The 10496-nt window shown below is 69.9% G+C and carries 10 protein-coding genes; 3 read left to right on the top strand and 7 right to left on the bottom strand.

Going from position 1 to position 10496, the window contains the following annotated elements:
- The first annotated feature begins 607 nt into the window (after positions 1–607).
- The gene (gene trpS, locus ADK57_RS44145; protein ID WP_053755413.1) at positions 608–1648 is read left to right on the top strand and encodes a tryptophan--tRNA ligase; all 1041 of its coding nucleotides are present in this window, start codon (positions 608–610) and stop codon (positions 1646–1648) included.
- 39 nt (positions 1649–1687) lie between these two features.
- Here the strand turns inward: trpS and proC are convergent, their stop codons facing one another.
- The 3 genes from proC to ADK57_RS44130 all read right to left on the bottom strand — a co-directional run bounded on the left by proC (position 1688) and on the right by ADK57_RS44130 (position 4228).
- A complete protein-coding gene (proC, locus tag ADK57_RS44140) occupies positions 1688–2497 on the bottom strand; it encodes a pyrroline-5-carboxylate reductase (protein ID WP_053755412.1) in 810 nt (269 codons plus the stop codon).
- Positions 2498–2627: 130 nt separating this feature from the next.
- Positions 2628–3419 carry an ABC transporter permease gene (locus ADK57_RS44135; protein WP_053755411.1) on the bottom strand — a complete coding sequence of 264 codons (792 nt, stop codon included), beginning with the start codon at positions 3417–3419 and terminating at the stop codon, positions 2628–2630.
- The gene (locus ADK57_RS44130) at positions 3416–4228 is read right to left on the bottom strand and encodes an ABC transporter ATP-binding protein (protein ID WP_107091795.1); all 813 of its coding nucleotides are present in this window, start codon (positions 4226–4228) and stop codon (positions 3416–3418) included. The genes ADK57_RS44135 and ADK57_RS44130 overlap by 4 nt, the downstream gene beginning before the upstream one ends.
- A gap of 297 nt (positions 4229–4525) precedes the next feature.
- On the opposite strand from ADK57_RS44130, the gene ADK57_RS44125 reads away from it, so the two are divergent.
- Positions 4526–5962: a SulP family inorganic anion transporter gene (locus ADK57_RS44125; RefSeq protein ID WP_053755416.1), complete on the top strand. Its 1437-nt coding sequence runs from the start codon at positions 4526–4528 to the stop codon at positions 5960–5962.
- Between the two features lie 85 nt (positions 5963–6047).
- Here ADK57_RS44125 and ADK57_RS44120 read toward each other — a convergent pair whose 3' ends face one another.
- The 4 genes from ADK57_RS44120 to ADK57_RS44105 form a co-directional block, all read right to left on the bottom strand.
- Entirely contained in the window at positions 6048–6815 is a 768-nt protein-coding gene (locus tag ADK57_RS44120) for a class I SAM-dependent methyltransferase (protein ID WP_053755409.1), read from the bottom strand.
- A 62-nt stretch (positions 6816–6877) separates the two neighbouring features.
- Positions 6878–7378 carry a hypothetical protein gene (locus ADK57_RS44115; protein ID WP_053755408.1) on the bottom strand — a complete coding sequence of 167 codons (501 nt, stop codon included), beginning with the start codon at positions 7376–7378 and terminating at the stop codon, positions 6878–6880.
- A 43-nt stretch (positions 7379–7421) separates the two neighbouring features.
- Complete coding sequence (locus ADK57_RS44110) at positions 7422–7706, bottom strand: peptidase (RefSeq protein WP_053755407.1); 285 nt, start codon at positions 7704–7706, stop codon at positions 7422–7424.
- Between the two features lie 85 nt (positions 7707–7791).
- Entirely contained in the window at positions 7792–8121 is a 330-nt protein-coding gene (locus tag ADK57_RS44105; protein WP_053755406.1) for an SH3 domain-containing protein, read from the bottom strand.
- 182 nt (positions 8122–8303) lie between these two features.
- Between ADK57_RS44105 and ADK57_RS44100 the strand changes: the two genes are divergently transcribed.
- Positions 8304–10391, top strand: coding sequence for a serine/threonine-protein kinase (locus tag ADK57_RS44100; protein ID WP_053755405.1), 2088 nt, complete (start codon positions 8304–8306; stop codon positions 10389–10391).
- The last annotated feature ends 105 nt before the right edge of the window (positions 10392–10496 follow it).

The following is a 10496-nucleotide window of genomic DNA, read 5'->3' as shown; positions in this document are numbered from 1 at the left end:
TCCCTTCGGTCTTGCGTTTCCGACTCTATCAGACCTTTTCCGATCTGATTTCCTCGGTGCTTTCCAGGTTCCCGCTCTCGCGTTTCCCTTTCCGGCGCTTCCGACTCTACCAGATCCTTTCGGACCCGATTCCCAGTCAGAGGGGTTTGTCTTCGCGGCCGTTGAGCCGTTCCGACGAGTGAGACTTTAGCGGATTCCCTGCTCCCGACGCTAATCGGGGGCTGCGTCCTTTCGAACGCGGATTCCTCATTTCGCAAATACGCATGCCAATGGCGCGACGGCAGAACACTGTCGTCGAGTGTTGGCTGGTTCTTGCGGAATGGCTGTCCGGGGACCGACCGGAGTCGGCGCTCACGTCGAACAACTCGGAGAACACTACGTAGCGGGTCGGGGCGTGTCAACTCCGGTCCTGGCGGCGCCCTGGAGGCGTAGTCTGGGCGGCATGACCACGCGTACGTGCACCCAACTGTGGTGGGCCGCCTGACGGCGGCCGTGCTCACGTATGCACTCAACGGCCGCCGCCTCGGCGGCCGTTCTTGTTTCTCCCTCCAGAGCTCCTGAGGGTCGGCCGGCCGGGACGGCGGTCACGACCAGGAGGTGGAGAGAGATGACGCGAGTCTTCAGCGGGGTCAAGCCGACCGGACATCTGACGCTCGGGAACTACCTGGGTGCCATGCGGCGGTGGGCCGCCGTCGATCAGCACCGGGCCGACGCACTGTTCTGCGTCGTCGACCTGCACGCGCTGACCGTGGACCACGATCCGGCGCGGGTGCGTCGGCTGAGTCGGCAGGCGGCGACGTTGCTGCTGGCTACGGGGCTGGATCCGGAGCTGTGCACCGTGTTCGTACAGAGTCATGTGGACGAGCACGCGCGGCTGTCGTATCTGCTGGAGTGCCTGGCCACCGACGGTGAGATGCGGCGGATGATCCAGTACAGGGAGAAGGCCGGGCGCGAGCAGGAGCGGGGCGGGAGTGTGCGGCTGTCTCTGCTGACCTACCCCGTGCTGATGGCGGCGGACATCCTGGCGTACGGGGCCGACGAGGTGCCGGTCGGGGACGATCAGACTCAGCATGTGGAGCTGACGCGGGACCTGGCGGTGCGGTTCAACCAGCGTTACGGGCACACCTTCGTGGTACCTCGGACGACGCATCCGGCGGTGGCGGCTCGGGTGATGAATCTGCAGGAGCCGATGTCGAAGATGGGCAAGAGCGACGACTTCGGGCCCGGGATCGTCTATCTGCTGGACGAACCGGACGCCGTGCGGAAGAAGGTGCTGCGGGCCGTGACCGACAGTGGGCGGGAGGTCGTGTACGACCGGGAGGCTCGGCCGGGGGTGGCCAATCTGCTGGAGATCCTCGCGGCCTGCACCGGTGGGAACCCATCGGACCTGAGCGGTGTATATGAGTCGTACGGCGCCTTGAAGAAGGACACCGCGGAGGCGGTGGTCGAGGTTCTCAGGCCCGTGCAGGAGAGGCACAAGGAGTTGTGCACGGATCCTGGCTATGTGGAGGGGGTGCTGCGGGATGGAGCGGAGAGGGCTCGGGCCATGGCGCGGCCGACGGTTGATGCCGCTTATCGGGCGATCGGACTGTTGCCGGCGGGCGAGGGTGTTTCGGAGACCGTGACGGGTGTGTCCGTGGCGCGGTGAGGGGTGACGTGCGGCCCCCTTGCCGGGGGCCGCACGGCGTCAGCTGTTGCCGGAGGCCAGTTCGCGGCTGCGGTCGCGGGCGGCTTCGAGGGCGGCGATGAGGGCGGCTCGTACGCCGTGGTTCTCGAGTTCGCGGATGGCGTTGATGGTCGTGCCCGCGGGGGAGGTGACGTTCTCGCGGAGCTTGACCGGGTGTTCGCCGCTGTCGCGGAGCATGGTGGCGGCTCCGATCGCGGACTGGACGATCAGGTCGTGGGCCTTGTCGCGGGGCAGGCCGAGCAGGATGCCGGCGTCCGTCATGGCTTCGACCAGGTAGAAGAAGTAGGCCGGGCCGGAGCCGGAGAGTGCGGTGCAGGCGTCCTGCTGGGACTCGGGGACGCGCAGCGTCTTGCCGACGGCGCCGAAGATCTCCTCGGTGTGGGCGAGGTGGTCGGCGGTGGCGTGGGTGCCGGCGGAGATCACGGACATGGCCTCGTCGACGAGGGCGGGGGTGTTCGTCATGACGCGGACGACCGGGGTGCCGGCGGCGAGGCGCTCCTCGAAGAAGGAGGTGGGGATGCCCGCGGCGCCGCTGATGATCAGGCGGTCGGCGGGGACGTGCGGGGCGAGTTCGTCGAGGAGGGTGCCCATGTCCTGCGGTTTGACCGTGAGGATCAGGGTGTCGGCGGTCTTGGCGGCTTCCGGGTTGGTGACCGGGGTGACTCCGTAGCGGGTGCGGAGTTCTTCGGCCCGCTCGGGGCGGCGTGCGGTGACCAGGAGGTCGGCCGGGGCCCAGCCGGCGCGGATCATTCCGCTGAGCAGGGCTTCGCCGATCTTGCCGGTGCCGAGGACTGCGACTTTCTGGGTCATGGCTGGGGTGCCCTCCGGGGGTGCGTCGTCCGGGGTTCATCCTCGCACCGGGGGTGGGGGTGCGGCTCGTCTGTCCGGAGGGCGGACGAGCCGGCGACCTCCTCGGCATGCGCCGGACGGGCTGGGTCGATCATGGGGTTCGGCGGCGCAGGGTGGCAGCGCCCAGGGCCAGGACCAGCAGTGCGCAGCCCGCGACGATCAGGGCGTCGCGTACGAAGTCGGCTGTCATGTCCGTGTGGTGGAGGACTTCGTTCATGCCGTCGACCGCGTAGGACATGGGGAGGACGTCGGAGATGGTCTCCAGGACGGGGTGCATGTTGTCGCGGGGGGTGAAGAGGCCGCAGAGGAGGAGTTGGGGGAAGATCACCGCCGGCATGAACTGGACGGCCTGGAATTCGGAGGCGGCGAAGGCCGAGACGAAGAGGCCGAGGGCGGTGCCGAGCAGGGCGTCGAGGAGGGCCACCAGGAGGAGGAGCCAGGGGCTGCCGGTGACGTCCAGGTCGAGGAACCAGAGGGCCAGGCCGGTCGCGAGGGCGGACTGGATGATCGCGAGGGTGCCGAAGGCGAGGGCGTAGCCGGCGATGAGGTCGCCCTTGCCCAGGGGCATGGCGAGGAGGCGTTCGAGGGTGCCGGAGGTGCGTTCGCGCAGGGTGGCGATGGAGGTGACCAGGAACATCGTGATCAGCGGGAAGATCCCGAGGAGGGAGGCGCCGATGCTGTCGAAGGTGCGCGGGCTGCCGTCGAAGACGTAGCGCAGCAGGAACAGCATCACGCAGGGGATGAGGATCATCAGCGCGATCGAGCGCGGGTCGTGGCGGAGCTGGCGCAGGACCCGGGCGGCGGTGGCCATGGTGCGGGATGGGTTGAGGGCGCTGATGGGTGCGGGGGTGTGCGGGGGCGTCGTGCTGGTCGTCGTACTCATCGGGTCGTCTCCTTGCGGCGGGCTGCTGCGGCGGCTTCGTCGACGAGGTGCAGGAAGGCCGCTTCGACCGTGTCGGAGTGCGTGCGGGTGCGGAGGGCGTCCGGGGTGTCGTCGGCGAGGATCTCGCCCTCGCGCATCAGGAGGAGGCGGTGGCAGCGCTCGGCCTCGTCCATGACGTGGGAGGAGATCAGCAACGTCGCGTCGCGCTGTGCCGCGATGTCGTGGAAGAGGTTCCAGAGGTCGCGGCGGAGGACGGGGTCAAGGCCGACGGTGGGTTCGTCGAGGACCAGGAGTTCGGGGGTTCCGAGGAGGGCGACCGCGAGGGACACGCGGCTGCGCTGGCCGCCGGAGAGGTTGCCGGCGAGGGCGTCGGCGTGGGTGGTGAGGTCGACGTCGGCGATCGCGCGAGTGACGTTCTCGTGGCGCCGGTCGGCGGACGCGCGGCCGGGGGCGAGGATCGCGGCGAAGTAGTCGAGGTTCTGGTGGACCGTCAGATCGTCGTAGACGGAGGGGGCTTGGGTGACGTAACCGATGCGGGTGCGGAGGGTGGGGTGTCCGGCGGGGCTGCCGAGGACGTCGATGGTGCCGGTGACCTTGGCCTGGGTGCCGACGATCGCCCTCATGAGCGTGGTCTTGCCGCATCCGGAAGGGCCGAGCAGGCCGGTGATCTGGCCACGCGGGACCGTGAAGTCGAGCCCGCGCAGGACGGTGCGGGGGCCGCGGACGACGGTGAGGTTCTCGGCTTGGACAGCGGGGGTGGCGCCCCCTGAGGCCGCTCCCTCGTCGGCTGAGCCGGGTTTTATAATCATCATGTGCTGAATATTGCTCTCGTCGGCGGACGCCGTCAAGCGGGGCGCGCTCGGTTGCGCAGGCGCGCGGCGGAGTGATCGGAGGCAGGTGATCCGGTTCGTGCACCTCCGGGCGCCCCGGATGACCACGGGAACCGGCTGCGCGATCAACTCACCTTCCTGACAATGGATTTCAGTGCGAGGTCATATGCCGAGCACGCACATCGGCCGCGTCCTCCCCCGGTTCGGCGGCCCACGCATCTCCGTCTCGCTCCTTCTCCCGTTCTTCTCCCGTTGATCAGCGGAGGTGCTGTTGTGATGCGCTGTGGCGTAGGCAGGGCCGATCTGTTCGCGTCCCTCGTGGTGTTTCTCGTGGCGTTGCCCCTGTGCGTGGGTATCGCCATCGCCTCCGGTGTGCCCGCCGAGCTGGGGCTGGTCACCGGGATCGTCGGCGGGCTGGTCGCTGGGGCGTTGCCCGGCAGCAGTCTGCAGGTCAGCGGTCCGGCGGCGGGGTTGACCGTGCTCGTGTACGAGGCCGTGCAGAGGTACGGCGTCGAGGTGCTCGGCGTGCTGGTGCTCGGGGCCGGGCTGGTGCAGTTCGGGCTCGGGGCGCTGCGGCTCGGGCGGTGGTTCCGGGCCGTGTCGGCTGCCGTCGTGCAGGGGATGCTCGCCGGGATCGGGCTCGTGCTGGTGGCCGCGCAGGTGTACGCGCTGGGCGACGCGGCCGCACCGGCGAGCGGGCCGGGGAAGCTTGCCGGGCTGGTGGCGTTGCCGGGGCGGGTGGATCCGGTGGCGTTGTCAGTGGGGGCTGCCACTATTTCCGTATTGCTCCTGTGGCCCCGTTGGCGGAGGGGGGCGCGGGTGGTGCCTGCACCGCTGGTGGCGGTGGCGTCGGCCGCTGTGGTGACCGGGGTGTTCGACCTGGACGTGCGGCGGGTCGAGGTGTGGGGGCTGCTCGGTGCGGTGCGCGTGCCGGAGGGGGCGGATTTCGGGCGGCTGTTGGAAGTGGGGGTGATCGGGACCGTCGTCGCGTTCGCGTTGATCGCGTCCGCCGAGTCGTTGTTCAGCGCGGCTGCCGTGGACCGGCTGCATTCGGGGGCACGAAGAACCGACTACGACCGGGAGCTGATCGCGCAGGGGGCGGGGAACGCCGTGTGCGGGGTGCTGGGGGCGCTGCCGATGACCGCGGTGATCGTGCGGAGCGCCGCGAATGTGCAGGCAGGAGCGCGTACGAAGGCCTCGCGGGTGCTGCACGGGGTGTGGCTGCTGGTGTTCACGGCGCTGTTGCCCAAAGTGCTGGGGGTGATTCCGGTGGCGGCACTGGCCGGCCTGTTGGTGCACGCCGGGTGCAGGCTCGTGCCGGTGCGGGAGGCGCGGGCGTTGTGGCGCGGGCATCGCGGAGAGGTGGCCGTGCTGGGGGTGACGACTGTGGCGATCGTGGTCGGGAACCTGTTCGAGGGGGTGCTGGTGGGGCTGGCGCTGGCGGTGGCGAAGACCGCCTGGGACGTCAGCCATGTGCATGTGGAGACCGAGGAACGGGGGGACACGGGGATCCTCGTACGGGTGTTTGGGCATGCGACGTTTCTGCGGCTGCCGAAGCTGCTCGACGCGTTGGAGGCGTTGCCGCGGGATCGGGTGGTGCGGCTGGAGCTGGGCGGGCTGCGGCACATGGACCACGCGTGCGCGGCGGCCCTGGAGGGGTGGGCCGCCGCGCGGGGGCAGGCGCAGGTGGTGACGGGGACGGGGGCGTCGTAGACCGGAACGGGGGGCGTCGTAGACCTGGCCGCGGTGTCTTCGTGAGGCCGGCTGTGCTGTGGGGATCGGGGTTTCGGGTGTGGGGTCAGGGTGTGGTGGTGGCCAGGAGCAGGATCACGTCGTAGACCTCCTCGACGACTCCGTCCGGGAAGGCCCTCGTCAGGTGGTCCCGCTCCTCGGCGAAAAAGGCTGCGCCGGCCTCCTCGCCGTGGACCAGGAATTGGGAGTGGCTGGCGATGTTGGCGAGGTGGGTGTCGATGGAGACGTGGCGGCTCCAGCGGACCTCGCGGCGGGCGAAGTCCAGACGGCCGGTGGGGTCGGCGACACGGGCGTTGACGCCTCGCTTCTCGGCGGCGACGTTCACGCCCAAGTAGCGCCCGGTGCGGTCGGCGGCCTCCGCGATCCACGGCACGTCGAGGGCGTCGGTGTTCCACCACAGGGCGAGCGCGCCGCCCGGGCGCAGCACGCGGACGGCCTCCGGGACGGCCTGGGCGGGGTCGGTCCAGTGCCAGGACTGGGCGTAGGTGAGGAAGTCGGCGGAGGAGGTGGCCAGAGGGAGGGTGTTGCCGTCGCCCAGGATGATCGGGATGTCGGGGTGGGCGCGGCGGAACTGGGCCGCCATGCCGTCGCCGGGCTCCACGGCGATCACATCGGCGCCCCGGGCGTGCAGGAGGGCGGTCGCGATGCCGGTGCCGGCGCCGACGTCCGCGACGCGGGCACCGGTGAGGGGGCGGCCGGCCAGGTCCTCGATCGCGTCGAAGAGGGCGGTCGGGTAGGACGGACGGTTGGCGGCGTACTGGGCTGCGGCGGCGTTGAAGGACTGCGCTCGGGTGGTGTGAGAGGAGGCCGTCATGGGCCCATGGTGACCGGGGTCGGGGCAGGGTGCGGTGAGTTTTCGGTGAGAGGGGGCACGGCCTACACGCGGCGGCGCTTCTTCGACGGGTTGCCGGTGCGCCGGGTCGTGCGCTTCTCGTGGTGCTTGAGAGCCGCCTCGTACTCCTCGCGGTGGAGTTTCTCGCCGGGGGCCTCGGTGAGGGAGCGGAAGAAGTAGGCGAGGAGGGAACCGACGAAGCCGATGGTCAGGAGGCCGCGGAGGGATGCCTGGCGGTCGGGGTCGGGGCGCTTGGTGAAGCCGTCCCAGGTGTGGCGGAAGGCGAGGGCGCTGCAGATGGCGAACATCGCGACGACGAGGACGGTCACGAAGCTGCCGGTGTCGGCGATCTGGAGGCCCTCGTAGGCGAAGCGCAGGATCAGGCAGGAGACGGCCGCAGCGGCGAGGGAGCCGATGGAGGCGGCGATGCGGCGGAGGGTGTAGCCGTTGTCGTGGTCGACCCAGGTCGTGCCGAAGAGGCGGAGGGGGTCGGGGTGGGGAGTGCCTGGGGAGCCCGCGGACGGGGTGCCTTGTTCGTCGCTCACCCGTTGATTATGGCGCTGGGGCGGCCGCGGGCTCCGGTGGGGATCAGGCGCAGCGCGAGGCGACGTAGCCGTCGCTGCCGGTGTTCACGTACGCGTCCGAGACGTACTCGCCGCTGTCGATGTTGTCCCAGATGTTCGACGTGCCGTACGGGCCCGTGACCGTCTGGCCAGGTGTCTGGCACCAGATGGGGACGTTGGCGCCCACAGGCAGGACGCGGACGATGCTGTACGTCGTGCCCGGGCCGCTGCGGACGTTCAGCTGGACGCCCGGAGCGACCGGGTAGTAGCGCACGGTCGTCGCGGACTGGGCTGTGGCTGCGCCCACCATGAGAATGGCCCCGGTGAGCCCCGCGAGCAGGACGGATCTACGTCTCAGGGGTGTCATGAATGTCCTCTGGGTGATGGTGGCGGGTTCAGGAGCAGCGCGGGCGGATGTAGCCGTCGCTGCCGGTGTTCACGTACGTGTCCGAGACGTACTCGCCGTTGTCGATGTTGTCCCAGATGTTCGACGTGCCGTACGGGCCCGTGATCGTCGTACCCGGCGACTGACAGAAGATCGGGACCTTCGCGCCCTCGGCCAGGATGCGGACGACGGTGTAGTTGGTGCCGGGGCCGCTGCGGACGTTCAGGCGGACGCCTGGCGCGACCGAGTAGTAGCGCAGGGCCGTGGTCGTGGCCGTCGTCATGGTGACGGCTTCCGCCTCGTCTTCGCCCTCTGCCACTTCGATGCCTTCAACAGACATGAAAGACCTCCCCCGTTCGACCCCATGACTGCCATGGGGTCCCGTTGATTCCCTTGAATCGCGCCACGAAACACAAGTACGCGACTCGCACGGAGAAGCTAGCAAGCCGCCTCTGTCTCGTACGAGTCATCGACTAGGCTCCGTGCGTCGCGCGCGCGAACGGACAGCACGGGGGTGGTCGCATGGCGCCACAGCGCAACACTGGAGCGGGCGCGGAAGCGGAACTTCCCGAGTACGCCGGTCACTACCGGCTGGAGTCGTGTCTGGGCTCCGGGGGCATGGGCATCGTGCATCTCGCGCGGAGTACCTCGGGGATGAAGCTCGCGGTGAAGGTCGTACATGCCGAGTTCGCCAAAGATCCCGAGTTCAGGGGGCGGTTCCGGCAGGAGGTGGCTGCCGCGCGGAAGGTCAGCGGGGCCTTCACCGCGTCCGTCGTCGATGCCGACTCGGAAGCCGAACGGCCCTGGATGGCCACCCTGTTCATCCCCGGGCCGACCCTGTCCGACCACGTGAAGCGGAACGGGGCCATGAGCCCTGGCGAGTTGCGCCGGCTGATGGCCGGACTGGCCGAGGCGCTCCGCGACATCCACCGGGTCGGCGTGGTGCACCGGGATCTCAAGCCGAGCAACGTGCTGCTCGCCGAGGACGGCCCCAAGGTCATCGACTTCGGCATTTCCCGGCCAAAAGACAGCGAACTGCGGACCGAGACCGGGAAGTTGATCGGGACACCGCCGTTCATGGCGCCCGAGCAGTTCCGGCGGCCGCGGGAGGTGGGGCCCGCCGCCGACATCTTCGCGCTGGGTTCCGTGATGGTGCACGCGGCCACGGGGCGGGGGCCGTTCGACTCGGACAGTCCGTACGTCGTCGCCTACCAGGTCGTTCATGACGAGCCGGACCTGACCGGCGTACCGGAGAATCTCGCGCCGCTGGTGCTGCGGTGTCTGGCCAAGGAGCCCGAGGACCGGCCCACGCCGGACGAGTTGATGCGGGAACTGCGGTCGGTGGCGGCGTCGTACGACACGCAGGCGTTCATACCGGCGCAGCGGGCGGAGCCGCTCGGGCCGGAGCCGCGCGCCGAGAAGCCCGAACCGCAGCCTGTGAAGCGCCGGGGCAGATGGGCGGCCCTCGGCGCGGGGGCGCTGGGCCTCGCCGCGGTCGTGGCGCTGACCTCGGTCCAACTGCTCGACGGTGGCAGCGCGGTGCCGCGGAGCAGCAGCACACCGCGCACCACGTCCGCCGGGTTCGGCTCGTGGAAGGCGACGGCGCCGTCCGGGAAGGACACGCCCCAATGCGCCTACGGGAACGGGAAGTTGCTCTGCGGGCAGACCGGCCTGGTCTTCGCCCTCGATCCGTCCGACGGCCGCCTGCTGTGGCGGCACGCCGACGCCCGGGTGCGCGCCGGGCAGCCGGTCGTGTCGGGTGGGCTCGTCCAGCCCACGCTGGATCTGAACTTGCGCCTCGAGGCACTCGATCCCGCTTCGGGCAAGGCACGTTGGCAGCGGAGCATGTCCTCATACAGCGGGCTGGGGCACACGAGCCGCATGCTTCTGCTCACCACTGCCGACGGCACGGTCACGGGCCTTGACAGCGCTTCGGGCGACACGACGTGGAGCCACCGGATACCCGGGCACAAGGCGCCGTTCTTCGTCTCCTTCGCCGGAGATCCGCTGGCGTACGCCACGAGTACGTCCGACGACGGGACGAGCACACGGGTCACCGCGGTGGACCCGGACACGGGTGACCTGCGGTGGGACAAGCAGCTGAAGGGGTCTCTGGAACCCGTGGGTACCGGGGACGGGTCGGTCTTCTTCGCCGCCACCGACGCGGTCTACGACGACACGAGGGCCGTGGTCCGCTACAACCCGGACGACGGGACCTCACGGCGGGTGACGCTGGCGGTACCGCTGCAGCAGGCCCAGGGCACCGTACGCGGCAACGTCGTGTACCTGATGGGGACAGGCGGCTCGTTGGTGGCCGTCGACATGGCCGCCGGCAAACAGCGGTGGAGCCTGGAAACGGCCGTGACCAGAGGCTCCGCGCCGGTGGCCGACGGCCGGCACGTGTACATCACCGCGCCCGACGGGCGGCTGCTCGCCGTGGACGCCGCGGGCGGCAGGCTTCTCGGGCAGACGCCCCCGCGGCTCGACACGAACTCGGACCAGATCGCCGGCGCGCTGTCCTCCCCCGTGCTCGCCCACGACCACGTCTACGCCACCGCCCCCGACGGCACAGTCTTCGCCGTCCCCGCGAAGGACCCGTCAGCCTGGTAGTACCCGGGAAGAACTGGTCGCGCCCGAGAAGAACTGGTAGCACCCGAGAAGAACTGGCCGCACCCAAGAAGAACTGGTCGCACCCAAGAAGAAGGGGCCGCCCCC

The organism is Streptomyces sp. MMG1533 (genome assembly GCF_001279775.1).
Taxonomy (GTDB): Bacteria; Actinomycetota; Actinomycetes; order Streptomycetales; family Streptomycetaceae; genus Streptomyces.
This window is presented reverse-complemented; position numbering and strand designations above follow the sequence as displayed.